The sequence below is a fragment of the Streptomyces sp. NPDC013157 genome (assembly GCF_042899865.1).
Classification (GTDB): domain Bacteria; phylum Actinomycetota; class Actinomycetes; order Streptomycetales; family Streptomycetaceae; genus Streptomyces.
This window is the reverse complement of the sequence record NZ_JBIBAK010000007.1, coordinates 312,565-334,467: the sequence shown is the minus strand read 5'-3', so window position 1 is coordinate 334,467 and position 21,903 is coordinate 312,565. Positions and strand designations below refer to the sequence as shown.

The following is a 21,903-nucleotide window of genomic DNA, read 5'->3' as shown; positions in this document are numbered from 1 at the left end:
AAAACAAGTGGCTACTACCGGTGAGAACCGAGCGTGACTACGCCGCCGGCGTCTCCGCCCACGGGTCGGGCTTCCACAAGGGATGAATCTCGATCGTGGTCTGTCCGCTGCCCTCGACTCCCTTGCGTCCGGCAGCCCCCCGAGTGACCACGACTCGGCGAATGAGGGACCGGAGAATTCGGTTCGTCTCAGCGGCCTCGAACGTGTCCCACTCTTCGAGCAGGCCGACGGCGAGGGGGATGAGTTCGGCGCGCTGCGGCATGGCCTCGACCTGTGCCGCCTCTTCAAGGGCTTCGGTAACGGTCTTCTTATCCTTCAAGATCCGTTCCCGTGCGGCCTCGAATACGCCCTCGGGGTACGCCTCGGGGTTCGTGGCGCGGTCCACGGCGAGGTTGGTAAGGGCGTTCGTAAGCCGTGTCTGTTCGGCTTGAAGGCGTTCCCGCTGTCGACCCGCGGCGGCGCGTTCGTCGCGGGGTTGTGGGATGGGAGTGGGCGGTTCAGCGTCGATGTCTGCGGCTGCCTCGCGGGCAAGCCACGTCCGTACTTCGTCCTCGACGATGACGCGCTGTACCCATACCGGATTGTCACAGAGGCCGCTTCGACTCTGCCCGCAGGCGAGGGCATAGCCGAGGATGCGGCCGGCGGCACGCCGGGCTGAGGTGTTGGCGGCGCCCTGTCGGCAGCCTCCGCACCGTGCGAGGCCGGTGAGGGGATAGAGGGGGTTGCGGGCCCGCGGCGCGATGCTGCGCCGTTCGGCGCTGTGGGCCTCGTATCTCTCCCAGGTCTCTGGGGCGATGATCGCCTCGTGCGCCCCGTCTATGTGTATCCATCGCGTGCAGTTGCCGCCGTTGGCTGTGTAGTCGCAATGGCAGTCAGGGTGATGGACTCGGAGCAGTCCCGCGGGGAAACCGGCCTGCATGTATCGGCGCACGCTGTCGTCTCGCCATGGGTTTCCGTCGCTTGTGCGGTAGCCGAGGGTATTGAGCCATGCGGCGAGGCTTCCGTACCCGTCGGGTGCCGGTTGACCGATACCGAGTTTGCGGCTCCACAGGGTTTCGATGTCCACGCGCGACGACTCGTCGACCTCGTACCGCTCATCCTGGGTGATCCACTCTCCGAGTTTTGTGGGGTGGGGGATGCGGCGGGGGTACCAGATGTACCCGAGGCGTTTGCCGCCGGTGGCTGGTAGGCCGTGGGCGCGGCGCCACTGGTGGGTTTCCTTCCACTGTTCGCCGGCGCGGTCGGATTCGAACACGGCGAGGTCGAACAGGATGCGCCGGTTGAAGCGTCCGACTGCTGTGCGGACGTCGACGTCTTCGGTGGCGGAAGCGAGTTGTCCGCCGGCGTGTTCGAGGCGGGCGAGGTTGACGGCGATGCCGAGATCGTTGCGGCCGAAGCGGCTGAACTTCCATACGGCGATGCCTCGGGCTTCGCCTTTCTCGACGCGCTGTATGCCTCCCATGATCTTGCGTTTGAAGTTCCGGCCGGTTGTGTCAAGGTCGATGATGAGTGGTTCGAGCAGGCGCCGACCGGTCCGTCTGGCCCATGCTCGTAAGGCGGTTTCCTGTAGTTCGGGGCTGATTTTCTCCTCTCTCCATGTGCTGACGCGGATGTATCCGAGCCAGGGTTCGCCGTCGATGTCCGGCGAGCCTTGGAACGTGGGCGGTACGTGCAGTTGCGTCACTGTGCCTTCCGTTCGCGTTCTGCGCCTCCGTCATGCGGTGGGCGCATCTGGATAACGTTGTCTTTGGTGCTGGCTTCTTTGGGGCCGTCGTTGAACAGGCCGGCCCCCACGTCGCGGAGCGCTTGGCGGTACCCCTTGGCCTCGGCGGCTGCGAGTCTGTCGTTTGTGTCCTGGTGCGCTTTTGCCGTGCGGTGCACGGTGGCGAGGGCGCCGAGTGCGAGCACTCCGGATCCGGCCCATGTAAGCCGTTGGTTGTTGCGGGCGAGACCGAGTAAGACGCCGGATATGCCAGAGGCAAGTAGCAGAGGTGCGAGGACTTCGGCGCGGTTTCTCATTCGGTCTCTCCTGTATGAGAGGTCAGGTACCGGCGGCGCGGTTTTCGTCGTTGGTCCTGGCCTGTAGTTGGCGTAGCAGGGTGTTGCTCATGGCGACGAAGAGGCCGTGTTCCGGTTCCTCGACGAATCCCAGCCCGACGGCCGCTTGTTCGATGGTCAGCGAGCCGGTTTCTGGGGTGGAAAGTGTGGCGTTGCGTACGGCGGCGAGTTCTTCGACAGTGGCGATGCCGGCACGAACGAGCACTTCCCCGTAGCTCACGTTCAGGGTTTTCGCGATGGCTTTGAGGACGTCGGTATCTGTGGCGCCTTGGCCGTTGAGGATGCGTCCCACGGTGGAGCGGCCGAGGCCGGCGTTTTCAGCGAAGCGGGATTGTCCGCCCCCGCGTGGGCTGAGGACGTAGCCGCGCTCTTCGAGGCAGGTGCGCAGCCACGCGCCGAACGCGCGTCTCGTCTGCTCTTCGTCCCGCTCGGGTTCTTGTTCCATGCGTGGAACATACCGCGCGTGGGCGGTCCGTACGCGTGCACGTCAAAAACCGGCCCTTCGGCCGTCCGAATTGCCCCCATGCCACCCGGCCCCCACATCGAACAGGTGAGCGAAACCCTACAGGAGGCTTGCGTTCCGTGGCCACCCATTGCCACCGCGTGATCATCAAGCGCCTTCTGACCAGGCTAGATGGGGATTCGGTGAAGGGAAAGTAAGAATCCTCGGTCACGTTCCGCGTGCATTGATCTTGCGCGGACCGCCCACGCGTGTACTGTTCCACCCGTGGGCGATACGTACCGCCCACGGGAAGGACAGTCACATGTACGACCGCTCAACCCTGCACGCCGCCGCGCGAAGCCTCGGCGACCACCGCCCCGTAGACCTACAGGGCCGGTTGAAGGTTGCACGGACAACGGCATGGCGCCTGTGGCACGGCCGCAACGCTCCGTCCGCCGCCCTCGCCGTTGTCGTCGAGCAGCACTACGGCGTGACCGCCGCCCAGCTCCTCACACCGACGCCGGCCCCCGAGCAGGCCGCCATATGAGCGCCGACGTGATCCCCCGCGCGCAGGCCATCGCCAACGCGCGCCGCGTCCTCGACGCCGCCCGCGCCCGTCGCGACACCGACCGTGCCGCCGGCCGCCTCACCCCCGAGGTCGAGCTGATCATGCGCCGCCTCGAACGCCAGCAGCGCCAGCAGGCCCCGGCCCCCGCGCACCGCGCCGCCGCCTGAAAAGCACGGCGGGCCGCCCGGATTGCGCCCGGACGGCCCGTCCGACAGCACCAGAAAGGGCACCATCGTGAACACCCCGCAGAGTACCCGCATCCCCCGCGCCATATCTGGCCTACAGGGCGCCCACCGCGCCCGCCGGCAGCTCACTCGCCGCAGCGTCATCGCGCGTCAGCTCGAACAGATCGCCCCCGGTACCGCCGCCGTGCAGACGCACGCCGGCGAGGACGGCCGCGCCAAGTGGGTTGTCCTCGCCGGCGCCGACGGCCGGCCCGTGGGCGCCGACGCCGAGCAGCACCGCGCCGCGTACGGCCTGCTGCGCCGGTTGCTCCCCGAGGTCGATTGGACCGGCGCGCGTACGTACGACGTGGCCACCGGCACCGTGACCGACACGGAGCCGGCCGCGTGATTGCCCCTCAGCTCACCGTCGACGGGCAGGCCGTTCGCCTGCCCGTCGGCAGCGGCGCCGCCGCCCTGCTCGACGACCTCGCCCTGTCCTACGCCGCCGACCCGGACGCCGTGGGCGCCCTGCTCGCCGCGCACGCCGCGCGCGTGCTGCGCCTCGACTTCGCCGAGGTTTCCGAGGACATGCCCGACCACGTGCGCGCCATGCGCGCCGCCGAGGCCGACGGCACCCGCGAGGCCCTGCTCGACGAGTGCCCCAGTGCCGACCGCCTCGACGACGTGCTCACGCCCGAAGACGCAATCACCCTCGGCACCCGCCTCACCAGGCTCGCCGCCCACATCCGCCACCGCACCGCCCGGAGCCCGCGCCCGTGACCGTCACCGCCCTGCCCCTGCCCGCCGCCCCGGCCGCGCCGATGCCCGCGGCACCGGTCCCGGCACCGATCTACCAGCCGGCCCCCGCCGGCGCCCCCGCCGATGCGCCCCGCGTCTTTGCCGCCATCGCCGCCGTGATGCGCGACGTGATGCCCGTCGCCAAGGACAAGGAGAACCAGCAGCAGCGCTACAAGTTCCGCGGAGTCGATGACGCGATGTCCGCCATGGCCGGACCGATGCGGGCCCACGGCCTGTTCATCCTGCCGAGCATCGCCGCCCACCGCGCCGAGCGCCGCGGCGAGAAGATGACGCACGTCAACATCACCATGCGGTACCACGTCTACGGGCCCGCGGGTGACTGCCTCACCGCCGAAGTACCGGGCGAGGCAAGCGACTTCGCCGACAAGGCCACGAACAAGGCTCAGTCCGCCGCCCTCAAATACCTTCTGTTCACACTGTTCATGATCCCCGTGGACGGCCGCAGCATCGACGATGGCGACCGGGATCACCCCGTCGAGCCGCCCGCCGAGCACCGCGCCGAACGGCAGCAGCGCACCCAGCAGCGACAGCAGCGCGCCCCGCGCGGGCAGCAGCCGCGCCGCTCCCACCGGGCCGAGCCCGGACCGTGGGAGCAGGCGCCGCAGCCCTCGCGCCGCGACTACCTCGCCGAGGCGATGCAGGCGCCCAGCCGTGAAGCGTTCGACGCGATCCGGGCCGCCGCCGTCAAGGCCGGCGCCCCTGCCGACTACCTCGACCGCCTCGACGCCGTGGCCCGCCAGCGCGAGCAGGCCGTCACGAACAACCCGCACCGCCACCGCGACCCGGAGCAGGGCGAGCAGCGCGAGACGCCGGCCGAGCAGGAGGCCGCCGTACTGGCGAACGTCGAACGGGCCCGCGCCGAGGCCGAGAACCGGCTCAGGCTCGCCGCCAGTCGCGCCAACCTGCCCACCCTCGACGCTGACTTTGAACGCGCGTTCGGCAAAACGGTCGCCGAGGCCCCGGCCGTCACCCTCGACGCGTTCCGCAAGCAGATCGAAGCCGCCGCCGGGGGTGGCCAGTGACTGAGCAGCCCCTCACGGACATCGAACAGCACCACCTCGACACCGTCACCGACCGCATCGGCCTCAACCGGCTCGACGTCGAGGAGCGGGCCGCGCGTGGCGAGGAGCCCGCGGAGCCGGCCGCCGAAGAGGCCGAGGCCGGCGAGGAGTCGACCGCCCCGGACCCGACGGCCGTGCGTGATGCCGTCACCCGTCAGGCCGTCCTCGGCGCCCTGCTCGACCAGGTCAAGGACGCGTACAAGGACGCCAAGAGCACCGCCGACGACCTGCTCGAACGGCAGTACAAGGCGAGCGGCACCACCAAGACGGACGCCACCTTGCCCAACGGGACGAAGGTGGGCAGCGTCTCGCGACAGGGCGGCGAGCGGGCCGCGCAGGTGGTCGACGAGGAAGCGTTCCGCGTATGGGTGCGCGACCACTTCCCCACCGAGCACGTCGTCGAGGTCATCCCCGCCCAGGTGGTGACCCGCGTGCGCCCCGGATTCTCCGGCAAGGTCCTCGCCGAGGCGACCGCGGCCGGCGCCGCCCGGTACGTCGACGAGACGTCGGGAGTGGTACACGACGTGCCCGGCGTCGAGATACTGCCGTCCCGCGCCGCCTCGCACCGCATCACCTACACCCGCGGCAGCAAGGCACAACCGGCCACCGGCCGTGAGTTGGTCGCCGTCGCGTGGCGTGCCGGCGACCTCGCCGACCATCTGCCCGCCCTCGCCCCAGCCCCGCCGGCCCCCACGCCGGCGCCGGCCGAGGGGGGCGAGGGGTGATGCGCGCGACCACCGCCAGCCTCGCCGCCATGCGCCGCCGCCTCGACGAGCCGCCGCCCGAGAACGTGCCCGGACAGCTCGCCGTCGAGATCGAGGCGCCGACCGTCGAGGACAAGCCGCCGAACGTGTGCGACTACGGCAACCCCCGTTGTGGTGCCGTCCCCGTCCGCTTCTACGCGAACGGCTGGAAGTGCGACGAGCACCAGCCGGCCCGCACCAGCCGGCGCCCCGCCCACTGAACCGGACCGGCGGCGAGGACGAGCCCCGCGCCCCTCGCCGCCGGCCGCACCACCCGAACAGGAGCAACCCCCGCCGTGACCCTCGACGCCATGGATTGGGTGTGGCAGCACTCCCGCACCCGCGGCAACCCGCGCATGGTCATGCTCGCGGTCGCCGACGCCATCACCGGGCCCGAGGCGACCGCACGTATCGGCACCGCGGCCCTGGTGCGCCGCCTGAACGCCACCAAGGGCACCACGCTTGCCGCCGTCGCCTCGGCCATCGAGTCGGGCGAGTTGGAGACCGTAGAGCCGGCCGCGGGCAGCCGCGCCGCCCTTTACCGCATCCCCGAGGCCGTCAACTACAGCCGCCGTAGTGGTCGGGAATCCGGACCACAACCCCAGCGGTCGGAAACTCCGACCACAAACCGTTTGCGGTCCGAGGCTTCGACCACAACCGCGCCGGATAGCGGTCCGGAATCCGGTCCGCAAGGGGAAGAGGCCCAAGACGGTTTCTGGTCGGGATTCCAGACCGCTAGTGGTCCGGAATCCGTACCCCATCACTCACCCATAGAGGGAGTGAGTGAAGGAGTGAGGGAGCGCGGGCCGTCGCGCGTCGCTCCCATCCCGGAGTTCGCCCGCCCCCTGGTCGACACGATCACCGCCGCCGGCGTCATCGTCCGATGGGACCTGAACACCACCGAGTGGTTCACCCTCGACGCCCTGATGAAGCGGTCCGGCGCCGACATGCTCGCCTCGGCCGCCGTCCGCGCCGCCGGCCGCCGCGATGTCTCCCACGCCCGCTACTTCCTACGCGCGTGGAACGGACTCCCGCCCGCCCCGGCCGCCGGCACCACACCGGCCGCCCCCGCCGCGGGCCCCGGAGCCGACGTGATCCCGCTGAACCGTTCCCGCACCGCCGGCACCGGCCGCGCCGCACAAGCCGCCGGTTGGTACGCCGACCTGCTCGCCGAGGAGAAGTAAGCCGATGGACCGCCCCCAGGTCGCCGCCCTGCTCGCCTACGCCGACCGCCTCGACCCCGACCGGGCGCCCAAGACCCGCGAGGCCGCCGGCGAACGGCTCGACCAGTGGGCCGACTTGCTGTCAGACGTCGCCCCAACCGCGCCCCACCCCGAGGGCCGTCACTGGGACGCGTCCCAGGTTGTTCGCCACCACATCGCCACCAGCCCCTACCCGATCCGCCCGTCGGACGTGTCCCGGCCATGGCACACCTTCAAAGCCGATGTGATCGGCCGCCATCACGACCCCGTGCCGGCCGTCGACCCGGACAACTCCGTTGCGTACGTGCAGGCCCTGTATGCGGGCCGGCAGGCCGTCGCCGTCGGAGCCGTCACCGCCACGTCGTACCGCGAACTGACGTACGGCGCCGCCGCGGCACTCACGCCCGGCGAGCGCTCCCGGGCCGAGGCCCGCCGCGCCGCCCTCGGCGAGTACATGCCGCGCAGCGTTGCCGACGCCCTCGCCGAGCACCGGCCCCGCCGAGCAGCGCGCGAGCGGGCCGCCGCCGAGAACCGGCCCGACGCCCTCGATGTGGCGTGCCCTTACGAGCACTGCCTCGCCAGCGCCGGCGACCCGTGCCGTAACGCCCGCCGCGTCCCCCGCGCCACCCCTCACCCTTCCCGCCTCGACCTCGCCACCGTCCGCCACACTGCCCAGGAGACCGCCCGATGAGCCCGACCCCGAAGCAGGCCCGCCAGCACCGCCGCAAGGCCAAGGCGACCGACCGCACGCACAACGTCAACGCGTTCCGCGTCGAGGGGAGTTGGAACGACCGGCCCGACAAGCCGGCCGCGACCAAGACGCCCGACAAGCGCAAGGCGTACCGCATCGCCCGCACGTGGGCCACCGATGGGGCGTACGTGATCGTTCAGGAACATACGGGGTGGGACACGTGGCGCACCCTCGACGAGTTCGACGGCCCGGCCCTGCTCGCCGAGCAGCGTGCAGCGCATCGCGCCGCCGTCGAGGAGGCCCGCCAGCGTGCCGAGGAGGCCGAGCGGCGCCTCGCCGATGCCGAGGCCCGCGACCTCGAACAGGCCGCCCTCGAACGGCTGATGATGTGCCCGCCCGTCCCCCGCGAGGCCACCGGCCGCGTCACCGCCCGCCACACCGCAGGAGCCCGCCCGTGACCACGCCCCACGCTGCAACCGCCGTTGTTCGCGCCGCACTTGAAGACTCCACCGTGCGCGAGTTGTTGAACCGGCCCGGCATGACCGCGTGGCGCATCATCCGCGCCCTTGAAGCCGACGGGTGGGCGATCACCTCCGCCCCGACCGCGAACGGCCCGGAAACGGCCGCGCACAGCCCCCGATAGCAGGTCACCCCCGGGAATTCCCGGATTCCTGCACATTCCCACTCCTGCTATCGTCCAGCCTTGGGCGGTATTTACCGCCCAAGGCCCACGCATCTACTCGGCGGAGGTACCCACATGGCGCCCATAGCCCGGACCGTGCCGACCCCGGCCGACCGCTTCCACGCCAAGACGAAGCCCGGCCCCTGGTCACTCCGCCGAGACTGCCCCGGCACCTGCCGACTGTGGGACGGAGCGATCAACGAGGACGGTTACGGGCACTTCTGGCTCGACGGCCGCACCGTCAAGGCGCACCGCGCCGCCGTCGCCCTCGCCGACGGGGCGCCCGTACCCGCCAACCTCGACGTTGACCACCGATGCCGGCGCCGCGCGTGCGTGAACCGCGCCCACCTCGAACCGGTGACCCACCGCGAAAACGTGCTGCGCAGCTCGAACCACGTCGCCGCCCGTGCCGCCGTCACGCACTGCCCGGCCCGCCACGCCTACGACGAGGCGAACACCATCCGCGCGGCGAACGGGACCCGGAAATGCCGCGCGTGCAAGAACGCCCGTGCCCGCGCCCGCCGCGCCGAGGCCCGCATCGAGCAGGCCGCCCCCGTCATCCCCCTGCCCACCCACCGCATCCGTGAGAGGACCGCCGCGTAATGGCTGGAGAAACCACCATCACCGTCATCGGCAATCTGGTCGACGACCCCGAGCTGAAGTTCACCCCGTCCGGTCACGCCGTGGCGAAGTTCCGCGTGGCCTCGACGCCCCGCACGTTCGACCGCCAGACCAACGAATGGAAGGACGACGAGAGCCTGTTTCTGACGTGCTCCGTGTGGCGACAGGCCGCCGAGAACGTCGCCGCCTCCCTCGCCCGCGGAACCCGCGTCATCGTTCAGGGACGGCTCAAGCAGCGCTCTTACGAGGACCGCGAGGGCATCAAGCGCACGGTGTACGAACTCGACGTCGAGGAAGTCGGGCCGAGTCTGCGCAACGCCACCGCCGCCGTCACCAAGGCCAACGGCCGCCAGAACACCACCTCGAACGGCTACGGCCAGCAGGCGCAGCAGGGCGGATATGGCCACGGCCAGCAGGCCCAGGGCGACCCGTGGCAGTCCAACGCCCCCGCCGGCCGCTACGGCGACGAGCCGGCGTTTTGACCGATCCCGCGCGCGCCCGCGACCGGTCGCCGGCCACCCCGCGCGCGGGAAGCCGCCCGTTCGTGTGCATCACGTCCGTGTTCACCGCCACCCCGAACACCACACGTGCAGTGGTTCACCGCCAACACCGCGAAGTCCGCACCGTTTCAGGAGTCGCCCCCGTGCCCGAGCAGCCCACCCCCGCCGAGGTTGTCGACCTCGACCAGCACCGCCCCGCCGTCGACACCGTGGCGCAGCACGGCCGTTGTGGTCGCGCCCTCGCCACCGGCGCCCCATGCCCCGATCACCCCGTCTCGCCCTCGGCCGCCCTGCTCGCCGCCGCGGCCGGCGCCGGCGATGCCCTCGCCCGCGGCATGGCCACCGTCGGGCCGAACGGCCGTCGCGCTGCCGAGGAGACGCGCCAGTCGATCGAGTTCCACGCGAGCAGCAGCTCGCCCACGCTGCACGCCCTCGCCGCCGCCCTGCTCGACCCCGAGCCGCGTACGGCCGATGCCGCGTACGCCACCGCCCGGACCCTGCTCGCCGCGCACACCCGCGAGTGCGCCCGCCTCGCCCGGACGCACCGCGACGACACCCGCGAGCGATGGGGCGTGACCCGCGGCACCCGCGCCCTGCTCACCGGCATGGACAGTGTTCGTAAAGCCCTCGACGCGCACGCCGTCGACCTCGACCCGGCCGAGGCGCAGCAGTGAGCCCCATCGAGGGCGCCCTCACCGTGGCCGCCGCCGTCCTCGCCGGCGCACCCATCGGCGCCTACCTCGCCCGCCGCGCCCCCGGCCCCCTCGCCCGCCTCGACCCCCACGACCGCGCCGAGCGTCGCCGCGCACAGGACGACCGCGACCTGTTGCGCCTCGCCCGCCACGACCGCGGCAGACGAAGGGACCCGCACCCGTGACGACGTGCCGACGATGCGGCCGGCCCCTACGCCGGCCCGCCGTCGACCGCCTCGGCCCCATCTGCCGCCGCCGCGCCCGCGCCGCCGACGGCCCCCACGCCGGCCTACCCGTCGCCCGCGGCACCCGACAGCCCACCCTCGGCCAACTCACTTTCCCCGAGCAGGAGTTCACCCCGTGACCCAGCGCCAGCACGCCCCCAAGGGCCGCAACCGCGACCGCACCGACCGGCGGGCCGTCCTCGGCGTACTGCTCGCCCGCGCCGACCGCGGATCCCTGTCCCGCACCGAGGCCGCCCTGTTGCGCGAGCACGTCACCGAAGAGATGCGCCTCGGCGACGAGAACCGCCGCGCCATGGCCGGCACCACGCAGGCACTCGACCGCCACCGCGAGGCCGCCGACGCTGCCATACGGGAGATGGAACAGCGGGCCGTCGACGCCGAGGAACAGCTCACCGCGTACCGGGCCGTCACGGAACAGCGCTCCAATTGGCAGGCCCGCGCCCAGCAGGCCGAGGCCACCCTCGCCCGCGTGCGCACCGCCACCAGCCTCGGCGCCGCCCTCGCAGCCGTGGCCGAACACGACGGACTGTCGCCCGAGCAGGTCGCCGTACACACTGCGTTCGCCGAGGCCGCCGACAGCACCGAGGCCCGCCTCGCCGAGCAGGCCCGCGCCCACGCCGTCGAGTTGGCCACCGTCCGCCGCACGGCCGTGCACCAGCTCGACACCCTCGGCGCCGCCCTCACCGCCACGCGTGACCGCGCCATCCGGTACCGAACCGCATGGTTCGCCGCCCGTCGCGACCGCCTCGCCGACCGCGCCGCCATGGCCGCCGAGTTGCCCGACGTCATCGCCGGCCGACAGGCCCGCGCCGCCGGCCTCACCACGACCGAAGCCACCGACCACATCCGCCAGTACGGCGCCGCCGGCATCCCGGCCGCCCAGTTCGTCACCACCACGGAGCAGCCCCGATGAGCACCCCGACCCGTACCGCGCCCGTCACCTCGCCGGCCGCCGGCCGCCGCGCCGCCGTCGACCTCGCCGCCGTTCGCGAGCAGTGGGGCGACCTGCTCGCCGCCATCGAGCAGCCCCCGGCCGCCGAGTGGCCGCCGCGCGAGTGCGCCGGTTTCCTCGACCAGCTCGCCGCCGCGCAGGCCGCCGACGACCCCATGCCGGCCGAACCGACCATCGGGCGTGTGCCGTTGACACTGCGCGAGCACCCCGCCCCGCTCAACCTCACCGCCCTCGACGCCGCCCTGTCCGTCGAGCGCGACCTGTTCGACCTCGCCGACGCCGTGGCCGAGCAGGTACAGCGCCCCGCCGTCGAGGAGGACGACCGCGCCAACCTCGCCCGATGGAACCTGCCCACCTCCCGCGACATAGGCCCGGCCGCCGCCGCCTCGGCCGGATCCCGCGCGTACGGACTGCATTGGGCCGCCGTATGGCTGGAAGGGCGAGCCCTCGACGAGCCGGCCGGCGACCTGTTCCGGCCCCTGCCCGCCCTGCTCGCCGAGCACGTGGCCAGCGTGGCCGGCCGCGCGCGCCGGACCATCGAGCGCGCCCTGAACCGCGACAGCAGGGCGACCACGCTCGACTACCCGTGTCCCTGGTGCGGCGGGCCGCTTACCGGCGTCACGCAGGCCGGCGACATCCCGGCCGTGTTCTGCGCCCGTGGCGAGCAGTGCCCGGCCCCGGCCGTCCTCGACCACCGCCGCCGCGTGTGGCGAGGCGCCGAGTTGGTCGACCTGTGGGTCGGCGTCACCGCCGCGCGCGAGCGGGCCAAGGAGCCGGCGTAGCACCTCGCGGGGGCCGTACGGGAGTTGAGCCGGCCCTCGCCCCACACAACATCTCTGAACAAAGTTCTGAACCGGGTTGTGAACTTGGTTCTGAACTGGATACAGTGGCGTTCCCGCCGGACGTCACCCGGCGGACCCACTGACCGACGAGCCCAAGGGAGCAACCCCCAATGAGCGCAGTCACCATCCCCGGCGCCCTCGCCGACTACCTCACCGACCAGTTCATCGGCGACGACGAGACCGCCGCCGCCCTCGCCGCCGCCCGTCGCGGGCGCGGTCGAACCCTGGTCATCGAGCCGACCAGCCCGCGCGTGCTGCACGTCATCAGCAGGTACGCCGAGGCCCTGCTCGCCAGCAAGCGCAACCGCCCCCAGCGTGACGCCGCCCGCCTGTGGATCAAGCGCGCCGGCAACTCCCCGGCCCGCATGGTCCACCACTTCACCAGCACCGGGACCGCCTACAACCACACTCAGAGCCGCTACGACATCCGTGATGGTGACGTGCTGGTCATCCACTCCGAGCAGGTTGTCGGCATCCTGGTCAGCGCGTGGCCCGCCGCCATCACCAAGGAGAACGGCGACCTCCACACCCTCACCGCACCGGCCCGCGAAATCGAGGGCGGCGCGTACGCGGCAAGCGCTGAGGCCGCCGAGCAGGTCGCCCGCAGCTACGGTTTCCCCCTCGCCGGCGAAGAGATCGAGCCGGCCCCCTACGACGAGGGCGCCCGCGTGCAGCAGGGCAACCGCACCGGCACCGTGACCGCCGTCAACGTGCCCACGTTCCACCTCGACACGCAGACCACCACCCGCGACAACGTGACCATCGAGTGGGACCACGGCACCACCTCGACCATCCACCCAAGCCACGTTGAGCCGGCCGACGAGACCACCGAGGACATCGAGGCACGCGAGGCCGCCGCCGAGGTGACCGAGGCCGAGGCCATCGCCGCCACGTGGCGAGGCGACTGGATCGGCGAGCAGCAGGCCGGCGACACCCTGTTTGACGTTGAGCCGGCCGCGGAACAGGGCGCCCTGTTCACCGAGGGCGACCAGCCCGCCCGCGAGGCCGTCACGGTGCGCATGACCCCGGACCCCGACGGCCTCGCCCGCATCCGCGCCAAGGCCGCCGCCGACCGCGAGGCGTACCGCGCCAAGATGGACGAGCGACAGGCCGCCGAGCACATCGCCCACGGCGCCCCCGTCCCGGCCGCCGTACAGGCCCGAATCGACGCGCGCCGCGCCGAGGCCGCCACCGAGCCGGCCGAGACTCTGCCCGCTCGCCGCGTGATCGAGGGCGTAATCGTGGGCCACGCCGGCACCGCCGAGGGCAGCACCCCCGCGGACGCCGGACACCCGAACGTCATCGCCGCCCGCGCCGCCCTCGACGGCCTCGCCGTCGCCCGCATGACCGACCACCACGACGTGAGCGACCCGACCGAAGCCGAGCAGGACGTACGCGGCTATCTGGTCGACCCCCGCGAGGGCGGACGCGTCGCCGTCTACTGGCTTGAGGGAGGGCGCATCATCCGCCGCGACACCCCCGGGCACGGCCCCGCCCTCGAATGCCTCGCCGACCGTCTCGAACGCCGCGGCTGGAAGGTCGAGAAGATGCTCAGGTCCTCGCAGTGCGTCTTTGCCCACCGCCCGACGGACTGATCACCCACCGGCCCGCCCTCGCCCGAGGGCGGGCCCCGTCCCGACAGGAGCCCAGCAGATGAGCAACGAGCAGCCCCCGACCGACGAGGGCGCCCTCGCCAAGCACAACCGCCACGCCAAGGCGCGGCAGGGCCCCGAGACCGCCCCCGCCGCGGAGCGCTTCCGAGAGCAGATGCTCACGATCATGAACGAGTACGAGCAGGCCCGCCGCGTCGAGATCGTCGCGGCCGGTGGAGACCCGGACGAGGACCGCGACCCGCTCGAATTCGTGCGCGACCTCGCTGAGGGGTACGAGCAGCGCCGCGACGACGCAACCGCCCGCAATCGGTACCTCGACCAGGTGGCCCGGCAGCTCACCCCCGAGGACGTGCGAGCACTGCGCGTCGCCGCCGAGGCCGTCAAAAAGATCACACCCCTGATCATCCGCATTGCCGCGGATGAGGACGGCATGACGCCTGCACAGATCGCTGAAGACCTCGGCATGACGGAGTCGTACGTCTACCGGATGTTGCGCGAGCACCGCGCCAATTTCGACCCCCAGTAGCCCGCACACAGGTGCGGCCCGCACACGGTGACGTCACCACCGGGCGGGCCGACTAACCGATGGGAGCAACCCCCATGGCCACCACAGAGACTACCGGCCCCCTCACCCTCGACCAGCGGCGCGCCGCCGTGCGCCGCCTCGCCGCCGAGCAGTTATCCAACCGCGAGATAGGGCGCCGCCTCGGTATCCATCACCGCACCGTGGCGCGCGACCTCGACGCACCTGCGCCCGCACCGGCGCCGGACCTCGCGCCGCAGGAGGCGCCAGAGACCGCGCCGCCAACCTCGACCAGCGGCGCAGCCCCGGCACCACGGCGCCCGTCGCTCATCAAGGAACTCGACCCGCGGCTCATCCAAGACCTGAACGTGTTGGTGGACCGGCGCACCGGCGCACTTCCGTCGCCACTGGATCGGATCGTCCGCGCCTACGCAGAGCGGACGCGCGCCATGTGGCGCGAGGCCCACGAGCGCCGCGCGCAGGAAGAGGCGTAGCGCCGGCGACCGGTCGCCGGCCGTCCCGCGCACGCGAGTTGCGCCGTTATCGTTTCGTGACCTAAAGTGGGGCCCGTCCTCGGCGTGCCCGGAAACGGACGCCTTCCCGAACGCCCCGCCGATCCCCCCTCGGCGGGGCGTTCGCATGCACCCTGCAACCATCCCCACGGTTCACACGTCCCTCTTACGTAACGCTTACCAACCCGTGGGGGGACCACCCGTGAAGCACCGCGCCACCGCCTTAACGCTCGCCGCCGTCGCCGCCCTCGCAGCGCTCACCGCGTGCAGCAGCACCGACGACGACGCGTCGAAGAAGTCGACGCCGACGACCGCGCCCGAATCCGTGAGCGCCAGCGATGCCGCCGCCGCACTGCATAACGCCGGCATTCCCGCGAAGCCGACCGGGCAGGCGCGCGCCGATCTGCTCGCCGCACTGCGCAAGATCAGTCCCGCCCTGGTCGCGGACGAAGACGACGCAATCGACAACAGCCGCAACCAGTGCTCTGCCATCAACGGCAAGGCCGCCAAGCTCGATTGGTCAGCACAGCAGCGTTTCGGCACCACCTCGCACGAGGTGAGCGAGGCCGAAGCGAAGCAGATCAACACCGCGTTGGCGACGTTCTGTAAGACGGCCTGAACCAGCCCTCGACGGCCCGGCACACCGCCACGTGTCGGGCCGTTGGCATGCCCGCGGGAGGTGACCGCTCGTGGGACGCCCCATCGACGATGACGACCGCCGCCGCGTGCGCGAGCTGCACGCCGCGGGCAAGTCCCGCAACGACATCGCCCGCGCCATCAAGCGCAGCCCCTCGACCGTTTCGAAGATCGCCGGATCGTTCGAGCCGCCGCTCACGTTCGACCGCGCCGCCGAGGTGGCCGCCGCAACCGCTGTACGCACAGCAGACCTCGCCGACCGCCGCGCCTCCCTCGCCCTCGCCCTACAGGCCGACGCCGAGCGGCTACGCGCGCAGCTCTGGCAACCGACCGTCTACGGCGAGTTCGCCGGCAAAGACGGGAAGTGGCAACAGGTCCACCTCGACCAACCGCGGTTTACCGACCAGCGCCAGATCATCGGCGCCACCGCGACCGCCATACAGCAGTCCCTACGCCTCGCCCCGGCCGAGGGCGGCGAGGGCGCCGAGCAGGTGCGCAGCATGTTGGGCGCCCTCGGCGACGCACTGACGCAGGCCGCCGGCGACCCGGACACGGGGGAGGCCGCGGACGGGGGGTGAGCCGTGGTGCTCAACCTCGACCGTCTGCCCCTGTCCCGCAAACAGCTCACGTCCATCGGGCAGGCGACCGCCCGTATCAACCTCTGGCATGGGTCGGTCCGGTCGGGCAAGACGATCGCCTCGCTACTGGCGTTCGTGATCGCCGTCGCGACGGCCGGCCCGTCCGGTCTGATCATCGTGTGCGGGCGCAGCCTCCAGACGATCGAACGCAACGTCCTCGAACCCCTGCAAGACCGGAGCCTGTTCGGGCCCCTCGCCCGGCACATCGTGCACACCCGGGGCGCCACCACGGCCACCATCCTCGGCCGCACCGTCCACCTGATCGGCGCCGCCGACGCGCGCGCCGAGGGCCGGCTACGTGGCCTCACCGCGCAGCTCGCCTACGTCGACGAGGCGACCCTGTTGCCCGAGGGGTTTTGGACGCAGCTACTCGCCCGCCTGTCCGTGCCCGGCGCCCGCCTGTTCGCGACGACGAACCCCGACTCGCCGCGGCACTGGCTCAAGACCGGATACATCGACCGCGCCGCCGAACTGAACTTGCGCGCGTGGCACTTCCGCCTCGCCGACAACCCGTCGTTGTCACCCGAGTACGTCGCCGACCTCACCGCCGAGTACGTCGGTCTGTGGCGCCGCCGCATGATCGATGGGGCGTGGGTGGTCGCCGAGGGCGCCGTCTATGACATGTGGGACGAGGCCCGGCACGTCGTGGCCGAGTTGCCGACCATGCGCCGTTACTGGTGCGGCATCGACTACGGCACCACCAACCCCTTCGCCGCGGTCCTACTCGGCGAGGGAGTCGACGGCCGCCTGTACGTGACGAACGAGTGGCGCCACGACTCCCGCGCGAAGCACCGCAGCATGACCGATGCGCAGTACAGCGCCGCCGTCCGCACGTGGCTCGCCGACCTCGCCGTGATGCCCGAGTGGACGTTCATCGACCCGAGCGCCGCCTCTTTCTCTACGCAGATGTGGCAGGACGGGCACCCCGGCCTCGCCCGCGCACGCAACGACGTGACGGAAGGCATCCGGTCCGTGGCCGCCCTGCTCGCCGCCGGCCGGCTACTGGTGCACGAGTCCTGTACGGGCCTGCTCGACGAGTTGCCCGGCTACTCATGGGATCCCAAGGCCACCGAGCGCGGCGACGACGCCCCGATCAAGTTGGACGACCACAGCGCCGACGCACTGCGCTACGCCGTGCACTCCACCGCCCACGAGTGGCGGCACCTGCTCACCCTCGCCGCCTAGGAGGTCACCGATGCCGCTCCCCGCGGACAACACCCCGTGGCCGCCGCCGCAATGGGCTCGCCATTACCGCGAGATGGCCGTAGACGATGCGTGGTACTCCGGCGACCGACACCGTCTGTCCAGCCTCTACCGCCACCACGCCACCCGCGAGCGCAAGTGGCGACTGTGGGGGCGCCGACGCCACGACGACACCCGGCCGGACCACCGCCTACACGTCCCCCTCGCCGGCGACATCGCCGCCACGTCCGCGGATCTCCTGTTTGCCGACATGCCGAAGATCACGGCCGCCGACACCGCCACTCAGGCCCGCCTCGACGACCTCGCCGACCGCGGCCGGCTGCAATCCATCTGCCTCGGCGCCGCCGAGCAGGCCGCCGCCCTCTCCGGCGTCTACCTGCGGACGACGTGGGACCGCGACATTGCCGATTACCCGATGATCACGACCATGCAACCGGACGCCGCCATACCCGAGTTCAGGTTCGGCATGCTCCGGTCGGTCCTGTTCTGGCGGGAACTCCCCGGCCCCGGCGGCGACCGCGAAGTGTGGCGGCACATCGAGGCGCACGAACCCGGCTACGTCCGGCACGCCCTGTATCAGGGCACCCGCGACAACCTCGGCCGGCTCATGTCCCTCGCCGACCACCCCGACACGCGCGCCCTGGTCGACAGCCTCGACCGCGAAGGGGACGGGCAGACCATCAGCACCGGGATACCGCAGCTCACCGCGAGCTACGTGCCGAACATGCTGCCCAACCGGCTGCACCGCACCGCGCCGATTGGGCGCAGTGACTACGCCGCCCCGATTCACGACCTGTTCGACAGCCTCGACGAGACATGGACGAGTTGGATGCGAGACATCCGCCTCGCCCGCGCACGGCTGATCGTTCCGGACGGGTACCTACGCGACAACGGCCCCGGACAGGGCGCATCGTTCGACGCCGACCAAGAGGTCTGGGCCGGCCTGAAGATCCCACCGACCGAGGGCGGGAACGGCATCACCCTCGCTCAGTTCGGAATTCGAGTCGACGAGCACCGGACGACCGCCGAAAGTCTGGTCAAGCAGGCAGCACAGGCCGCCGGCTACTCGCCCAGTTCGTTCGGCCTCGACGCCGACGGGCAACCGGCGACCGCCACCGAAGTTGACGCCCGAACGCAGCGCAGCACGACCACCCGGAGCAAGAAGGCCGGACACTGGCGGCACGCCCTCGCCGAGCAACTGCACGTACAGCTCTTACTCGACCGCGCCATGTTCGGCAGCAGGGTCACGCCTCAGCGCCCGAGCGTCGAGTTCGGATCGGGCGTGGCCGAGTCGATGCAGTCGGTCGGGACAACCCTCGACCTTCTCGCCCGAGCCGGAGCCGTGAGCGCACAGACGAAGGTCAAGATCCTTCACCCCGAGTGGGACGACACCGCAGTACAAGCCGAGGTCGCGGCGATCCTCGCTGAGTCCGGAGCAGCCGCACCCGACCCCGTTGGGAACTTCCCTTTTGGCTAACGGACAAGGTCCCAACTTTTGGATTCTGTATCCCAGCGATAGAAGTGCATCCTTTGCCCGTCTGATCCAGCTAGGCGCCATTCGCTGGTGTGCCAGTAGAGGCGTGGGGTAGGGCTGTTGAGAAGCTCTGGAAGTGGAGCATCATTGATTGCGAGGAGTTGGCCAAGCGCCTCAGCCGATATATCAATGTGGATCGTTACTTCCCAGCCCTTTTCGCTCATGAGTAAGATTTGGCGTGGGTCCGGCGTCCTAACGGACCTGTTACGCGACCCTATGGGCAATACCTGAGTTACGAATCGGCGAACTGCCAATTTCGTGGCTGCGTCGATATTCCCTGCAAGGCGATTGCCAAAGTGAGTTGCTACCGCTTGCAGGAATGGTGCGACTGCCAAGGCCGTCACGATGGGAACCGCATCCCCAACGATGCTTACCCACTCGCCTCCCCCACGGTCACCATCACTCACACGACGCTTTGCGTCCTCTGCACTCAACTCTGCCCCCTTCTCCTCCACAAGCCTGCCAGTTCCAGTGCAGCACGTCTTGCCGTGGAGGTGATCAGTGCCGATTCACCCGGGCATGGTCGAAGACCTCGCCGCCGGCACCCGCGATCTGTACGCGCAGGCCGAGGAACGCCTGTTGGGCATCATCGCCCGACAGCTCGCCGCCGGCCTCGACGCCCCCGGTTGGGCCGAGCGCAAGCTCGCCGCCGTGCAGGCCCTACGCACCGCCTCACAGGCCGTTGTCGACGAGGTGGGCAAGGCCGTCACCCTCGACGTGTTCGATGCCGTGGCCGAGGCGTACAACACCGGTCACCGGGCTGCCGTCGCGGAGTTGGGCGCCCTGTCCGACGACGCGCGCCGGCTGGTCGACGACGTCACCCCGAACGCGCAGGCCGTCGACCGCCTCGCCGAGCAGACCGTCACCCTGTTGACCGACCGGCACGCGTCGATTCTGCGGACCGTCGAGGACGGCTACCGCGCCGTGGTCGCCGAGGTGACCGCAACGCCCCTGCTCGGTACCGGCACGCGCCGGCAGGCCACACAGGACGCCATGCGCGCATGGGCCGACCGCGGGATCACATCGTTCGTCGACCGCGCCGGCCGCCGTTGGCAGCTCACCTCTTACGCCGAGATGGCCGTACGGACGTCCGTCGGACGGGCCGCGACCGAGGCCCACGCGCGCACCCTCACCGACGCCGGAATCGATCTCGTCATCGTGTCCGACGCCCCGCGCGAGTGCCCGCTCTGCCGCAGGTGGGAAGGCAAGGTGTTGTCCCTGTCCGGGCCCGCGGGCGCCCGCACGGTCGAGGTAGAGCACGCCATCGAGGACGGCCGCATGGTCCCTGTGGACGTCGCCGGATCCCTCGACGAGGCCCGGCAAGCAGGGTTGCAGCACCCGAACTGTCGCCACTCGACGAGCGCCTATACCCCCGGCATCACCCGCGTCGAGGAGCCGCACAGCGACCCGGGCGGGTACGAGGCCGGACAGCGACAGCGCGCGATCGAGCGGAACATCCGCCGGTACAAGAACCGCGCCGCCGCCGCGGTCGACCCCGAGGCCAAGCGCCAGGCGAACGCCAAGGTGAGGCAGTGGCAGGGCGCCATGCGCGACCACCTCGACGCCCACCCCGACCTACGCCGGCTCAGGCACCGCGAGCAACCGGGCGCCTCGAACATCCCCGAGCGGCGCATCGAGGCGACGCCCGAGCAGGTCGACGCCGCCCGCGTGTGGTCCGGCGACGAGCGCAGCGTGCGCGCCATGGACGATGACCAGCTCGCCGCCGCGCAACGGTCGGGCCTGCTCGACCAGCGCGCCCGCGACCGCATCGCCACCGAGGCCGACCGCCGCGACCTCGCCGACCTGCTCAACCGCGCCGCCCCCGGCGGACGCCTCGCCGACGACCTCACCGGGTTGTCGGACACCGAGTTAGGCCGCCTGCTCGGACACGTCGACACGTCCGAAGCGCTCCGCATCGCCGGCGAGCTGGACCGCCGCGACCTCGCCGCCCGTCTGCCCGACGTCCGCACCGACCTTGTGCACCTGTCGGACGACCAGTTGGCCGCACGCGTGCGCGAGGCCATCGCGCACGGCACCGACGACGTGACCAGCCTCGCCGCCGAGGCGCACCGCCGCGACCTGCTCGCCGCGTACTTCCCCAACGGCACCCTTGCCGCCGATCTCTCGGCCGTGGGGGACGACGCGTTGGCGTGGTGCATGCAGTACGCCAACAACGACGAGCTACTACGGATCGCCGCCGAGATGGACCGCCGCGACGCCGTGCCCCTGCCCGCGCCGGCCGCGACCGGCGACGCCGTCGCCGACCTGCTCGCCGACCGCGACGCCCTCGCCGAGGCCATGGGCAACGCCCCCGACCCCGAGGGGTGGGGCGCCCTCGCCGATGACGCAGCGTGGGCCGAGGAGTTGGCAACCGCCATCGCCGCCGACGCCGCCCGAGGCGTGACCGAGGAAACCGCGCGCATCGTCACCCGGGCGGAGGCCCGCGCCATGTACGACGAGTACGTGTATCAGCAGATGCTCGCCGCCGAGGACGCCACGAACGGCTATCTCCTCAACAAGAAGGCGCAGGCCGCCGGACACAACCCCATCACCCTGTTCAGCGGGCCGGCCCGCATCGCCTATGCGCGCGCGTCGGACGAGCTGAAAGAGTGGTGGGCCGAACACGGCCGGCTCACGCAAGCCGAGTTCATCGAGCAAGCCACCGGCAAGGCCCAACGGTGGGCCGCCGACGCCCGCAAGAACGAGTCCGACCACCAGAACAAGAGGTGAGCCGTGGGGACCCGCGAGGACATCGTGCGCGCCGTTCTGGCCGGCGCCGAGGCCGCACGCAACGGCGACGAGCCGACCACGTGCCCGTACCCCGCAACCTCCCTGCTCCGTACGGCATGGATCAAGGGCTATGCCCGCTCCCGTCCGGTCGCCGACCAGGACGAGGACGCCGACACGTAGCGCTCACCGACCACACCATCCCCAGGGGGCCCGCCACCGCGGGCCCCTTTTG

29 protein-coding genes are annotated in these 21,903 nt (G+C 71.4%); 26 read left to right on the top strand and 3 right to left on the bottom strand.

All coding sequences use genetic code 11. The features are described from left to right. Nucleotides 1-37 precede the first annotated feature (37 nt). From ACFY6U_RS23005 to ACFY6U_RS22995, 3 genes are read right to left on the bottom strand one after another with little or no spacing between them, the layout of a single operon-like run. Nucleotides 38-1,684 carry a recombinase family protein gene (locus tag ACFY6U_RS23005; protein WP_390040928.1) on the bottom strand — a complete coding sequence of 549 codons (1,647 nt, stop codon included), beginning with the start codon at nucleotides 1,682-1,684 and terminating at the stop codon, nucleotides 38-40. Next, nucleotides 1,681-2,019 carry a hypothetical protein gene (locus ACFY6U_RS23000; RefSeq protein ID WP_390040926.1) on the bottom strand — a complete coding sequence of 113 codons (339 nt, stop codon included), beginning with the start codon at nucleotides 2,017-2,019 and terminating at the stop codon, nucleotides 1,681-1,683. The genes ACFY6U_RS23005 and ACFY6U_RS23000 overlap by 4 nt, the downstream gene beginning before the upstream one ends. A gap of 22 nt (nucleotides 2,020-2,041) precedes the next feature. Continuing rightward, nucleotides 2,042-2,503, bottom strand: a complete 462-nt coding sequence (locus ACFY6U_RS22995; protein WP_390040924.1) for a helix-turn-helix domain-containing protein — start codon at nucleotides 2,501-2,503, stop codon at nucleotides 2,042-2,044. A 319-nt stretch (nucleotides 2,504-2,822) separates the two neighbouring features. On the opposite strand from ACFY6U_RS22995, the gene ACFY6U_RS22990 reads away from it, so the two are divergent. From ACFY6U_RS22990 to ACFY6U_RS22865, 26 genes are all read left to right on the top strand, one after another. After that, nucleotides 2,823-3,047, top strand: a complete 225-nt coding sequence (locus tag ACFY6U_RS22990) for an XRE family transcriptional regulator (protein ID WP_390040922.1) — start codon at nucleotides 2,823-2,825, stop codon at nucleotides 3,045-3,047. Next, the gene (locus ACFY6U_RS22985) at nucleotides 3,044-3,235 is read left to right on the top strand and encodes a hypothetical protein (protein ID WP_390040920.1); all 192 of its coding nucleotides are present in this window, start codon (nucleotides 3,044-3,046) and stop codon (nucleotides 3,233-3,235) included. The genes ACFY6U_RS22990 and ACFY6U_RS22985 overlap by 4 nt, the downstream gene beginning before the upstream one ends. Nucleotides 3,236-3,302: 67 nt before the next feature. After that, nucleotides 3,303-3,641 carry a hypothetical protein gene (locus tag ACFY6U_RS22980; RefSeq protein ID WP_390040918.1) on the top strand — a complete coding sequence of 113 codons (339 nt, stop codon included), beginning with the start codon at nucleotides 3,303-3,305 and terminating at the stop codon, nucleotides 3,639-3,641. Next, nucleotides 3,638-4,012, top strand: coding sequence for a hypothetical protein (locus ACFY6U_RS22975; RefSeq protein ID WP_390040916.1), 375 nt, complete (start codon nucleotides 3,638-3,640; stop codon nucleotides 4,010-4,012). The genes ACFY6U_RS22980 and ACFY6U_RS22975 overlap by 4 nt, the downstream gene beginning before the upstream one ends. After that, nucleotides 4,009-5,073: an ERF family protein gene (locus ACFY6U_RS22970; protein ID WP_390040914.1), complete on the top strand. Its 1,065-nt coding sequence runs from the start codon at nucleotides 4,009-4,011 to the stop codon at nucleotides 5,071-5,073. The genes ACFY6U_RS22975 and ACFY6U_RS22970 overlap by 4 nt, the downstream gene beginning before the upstream one ends. After that, the gene (locus ACFY6U_RS22965) at nucleotides 5,070-5,837 is read left to right on the top strand and encodes a hypothetical protein (protein ID WP_390040912.1); all 768 of its coding nucleotides are present in this window, start codon (nucleotides 5,070-5,072) and stop codon (nucleotides 5,835-5,837) included. The genes ACFY6U_RS22970 and ACFY6U_RS22965 overlap by 4 nt, the downstream gene beginning before the upstream one ends. Then, the gene (locus tag ACFY6U_RS22960) at nucleotides 5,837-6,076 is read left to right on the top strand and encodes an aromatic ring-opening dioxygenase LigA (RefSeq protein ID WP_390040910.1); all 240 of its coding nucleotides are present in this window, start codon (nucleotides 5,837-5,839) and stop codon (nucleotides 6,074-6,076) included. Before ACFY6U_RS22965 ends, ACFY6U_RS22960 begins: the two co-directional genes overlap by 1 nt. A 75-nt stretch (nucleotides 6,077-6,151) precedes the next feature. Then, on the top strand, nucleotides 6,152-7,039 hold the full coding sequence (locus ACFY6U_RS22955) for a hypothetical protein (protein ID WP_390040908.1): 888 nt from the start codon (nucleotides 6,152-6,154) through the stop codon (nucleotides 7,037-7,039). 4 nt (nucleotides 7,040-7,043) lie between these two features. After that, the gene (locus ACFY6U_RS22950; RefSeq protein WP_390040907.1) at nucleotides 7,044-7,748 is read left to right on the top strand and encodes a cell surface glycoprotein; all 705 of its coding nucleotides are present in this window, start codon (nucleotides 7,044-7,046) and stop codon (nucleotides 7,746-7,748) included. Beyond that, nucleotides 7,745-8,206, top strand: a complete 462-nt coding sequence (locus ACFY6U_RS22945; RefSeq protein WP_390040905.1) for a hypothetical protein — start codon at nucleotides 7,745-7,747, stop codon at nucleotides 8,204-8,206. Before ACFY6U_RS22950 ends, ACFY6U_RS22945 begins: the two co-directional genes overlap by 4 nt. After that, nucleotides 8,203-8,391, top strand: a complete 189-nt coding sequence (locus tag ACFY6U_RS22940) for a hypothetical protein (protein ID WP_390040903.1) — start codon at nucleotides 8,203-8,205, stop codon at nucleotides 8,389-8,391. The genes ACFY6U_RS22945 and ACFY6U_RS22940 overlap by 4 nt, the downstream gene beginning before the upstream one ends. A 114-nt stretch (nucleotides 8,392-8,505) precedes the next feature. After that, a complete protein-coding gene (locus ACFY6U_RS22935; protein WP_390040901.1) occupies nucleotides 8,506-9,033 on the top strand; it encodes an HNH endonuclease in 528 nt (175 codons plus the stop codon). Then, on the top strand, nucleotides 9,033-9,533 hold the full coding sequence (locus tag ACFY6U_RS22930; RefSeq protein WP_390040899.1) for a single-stranded DNA-binding protein: 501 nt from the start codon (nucleotides 9,033-9,035) through the stop codon (nucleotides 9,531-9,533). Before ACFY6U_RS22935 ends, ACFY6U_RS22930 begins: the two co-directional genes overlap by 1 nt. Before the next feature lie 161 nt (nucleotides 9,534-9,694). Further along, a complete protein-coding gene (locus ACFY6U_RS22925) occupies nucleotides 9,695-10,225 on the top strand; it encodes a hypothetical protein (protein WP_390040897.1) in 531 nt (176 codons plus the stop codon). Further along, the gene (locus tag ACFY6U_RS22920; RefSeq protein ID WP_390040895.1) at nucleotides 10,222-10,428 is read left to right on the top strand and encodes a hypothetical protein; all 207 of its coding nucleotides are present in this window, start codon (nucleotides 10,222-10,224) and stop codon (nucleotides 10,426-10,428) included. The genes ACFY6U_RS22925 and ACFY6U_RS22920 overlap by 4 nt, the downstream gene beginning before the upstream one ends. A gap of 175 nt (nucleotides 10,429-10,603) precedes the next feature. Next, nucleotides 10,604-11,401: a hypothetical protein gene (locus ACFY6U_RS22915; protein ID WP_390040893.1), complete on the top strand. Its 798-nt coding sequence runs from the start codon at nucleotides 10,604-10,606 to the stop codon at nucleotides 11,399-11,401. Then, on the top strand, nucleotides 11,398-12,222 hold the full coding sequence (locus ACFY6U_RS22910; RefSeq protein WP_390040891.1) for a hypothetical protein: 825 nt from the start codon (nucleotides 11,398-11,400) through the stop codon (nucleotides 12,220-12,222). Before ACFY6U_RS22915 ends, ACFY6U_RS22910 begins: the two co-directional genes overlap by 4 nt. Before the next feature lie 170 nt (nucleotides 12,223-12,392). Continuing rightward, nucleotides 12,393-13,877, top strand: coding sequence for a hypothetical protein (locus ACFY6U_RS22905; protein ID WP_390040889.1), 1,485 nt, complete (start codon nucleotides 12,393-12,395; stop codon nucleotides 13,875-13,877). Nucleotides 13,878-13,935: 58 nt separating this feature from the next. Beyond that, nucleotides 13,936-14,421 (top strand): helix-turn-helix domain-containing protein, encoded by a 486-nt coding sequence (locus ACFY6U_RS22900; RefSeq protein ID WP_390040887.1) that lies wholly within the window; start codon nucleotides 13,936-13,938, stop codon nucleotides 14,419-14,421. A 74-nt stretch (nucleotides 14,422-14,495) separates the two neighbouring features. Continuing rightward, entirely contained in the window at nucleotides 14,496-14,912 is a 417-nt protein-coding gene (locus ACFY6U_RS22895) for a helix-turn-helix domain-containing protein (protein WP_390040885.1), read from the top strand. Between the two features lie 220 nt (nucleotides 14,913-15,132). Beyond that, nucleotides 15,133-15,549, top strand: a complete 417-nt coding sequence (locus ACFY6U_RS22890; protein WP_390040883.1) for a hypothetical protein — start codon at nucleotides 15,133-15,135, stop codon at nucleotides 15,547-15,549. Between the two features lie 70 nt (nucleotides 15,550-15,619). After that, nucleotides 15,620-16,144: a helix-turn-helix domain-containing protein gene (locus ACFY6U_RS22885; RefSeq protein ID WP_390040881.1), complete on the top strand. Its 525-nt coding sequence runs from the start codon at nucleotides 15,620-15,622 to the stop codon at nucleotides 16,142-16,144. A 6-nt stretch (nucleotides 16,145-16,150) separates the two neighbouring features. After that, nucleotides 16,151-17,389, top strand: coding sequence for a PBSX family phage terminase large subunit (locus tag ACFY6U_RS22880; RefSeq protein WP_390041122.1), 1,239 nt, complete (start codon nucleotides 16,151-16,153; stop codon nucleotides 17,387-17,389). A 73-nt stretch (nucleotides 17,390-17,462) separates the two neighbouring features. Continuing rightward, nucleotides 17,463-18,884, top strand: coding sequence for a phage capsid protein (locus tag ACFY6U_RS22875; RefSeq protein ID WP_390040879.1), 1,422 nt, complete (start codon nucleotides 17,463-17,465; stop codon nucleotides 18,882-18,884). 558 nt (nucleotides 18,885-19,442) lie between these two features. Next, nucleotides 19,443-21,671: a phage minor capsid protein gene (locus ACFY6U_RS22870; protein ID WP_390040877.1), complete on the top strand. Its 2,229-nt coding sequence runs from the start codon at nucleotides 19,443-19,445 to the stop codon at nucleotides 21,669-21,671. A gap of 3 nt (nucleotides 21,672-21,674) precedes the next feature. After that, the gene (locus ACFY6U_RS22865; RefSeq protein ID WP_388923376.1) at nucleotides 21,675-21,851 is read left to right on the top strand and encodes an Rmf/CrpP fold protein; all 177 of its coding nucleotides are present in this window, start codon (nucleotides 21,675-21,677) and stop codon (nucleotides 21,849-21,851) included. Nucleotides 21,852-21,903 lie beyond the last annotated feature (52 nt).